This is a genomic window from Alistipes sp. CHKCI003 (genome assembly GCF_900021155.1).
Classification (GTDB): domain Bacteria; phylum Bacteroidota; class Bacteroidia; order Bacteroidales; family Rikenellaceae; genus Alistipes; species Alistipes excrementavium.
This window is the reverse complement of the sequence record NZ_FCNT01000045.1, coordinates 1-510: the sequence shown is the minus strand read 5'-3', so window position 1 is coordinate 510 and position 510 is coordinate 1. Positions and strand designations below refer to the sequence as shown.

The 510-nt window shown below is 50.2% G+C and carries 1 protein-coding gene; it reads left to right on the top strand.

Going from position 1 to position 510, the window contains the following annotated elements:
• The first annotated feature begins 84 nt into the window (after nt 1–84).
• Nucleotides 85–363: a hypothetical protein gene (locus tag BN3659_RS05615; RefSeq protein WP_091535246.1), complete on the top strand. Its 279-nt coding sequence runs from the start codon at nt 85–87 to the stop codon at nt 361–363.
• Nucleotides 364–510 lie beyond the last annotated feature (147 nt).

Here is a 510-nt window from a genome sequence, read left to right as displayed (position 1 = left end):
TGAATGCGAGCAGCATGTTATAAGGTAACCGGGGGAAATGCCGAAAACCCGACGAAAGAGTAGGCGCTCGAAAACACCGAAACTATGCAAGCGAAGAAATTCATGACCTTCCGGGAGAAGGTGCAGCCTCTTACCGAAGACGAGGCTGGGCAGCTGACGGGCGGATTCGCCGATGTGGATATGAGCCTCCCGGCGATGGCGGATCTTAAAAACAAGGGCTATTGTGATAATACCAATTGTCCGCAAGATACGATGAACAGCGACGAATGCTCGAACAGGAATTGCAGGACAACTTGTAGATGCGGTGGCGGAAAAACCGACTTTGAAAACAACAGCGCGTGCGGTACTCAGTTAGGCTGCTGAAACGACTTTCGATTCCGTTTTTCTCAGGGCGTCTTCGGAAGCCCTGCCGTTCCCCGAAGTTTCGAAACGCATGTTATGAAACCGAGCAAATACAATATAACGATCGACAACGAAGACGGATATGTCGTTTACAACACGCTGAACGAC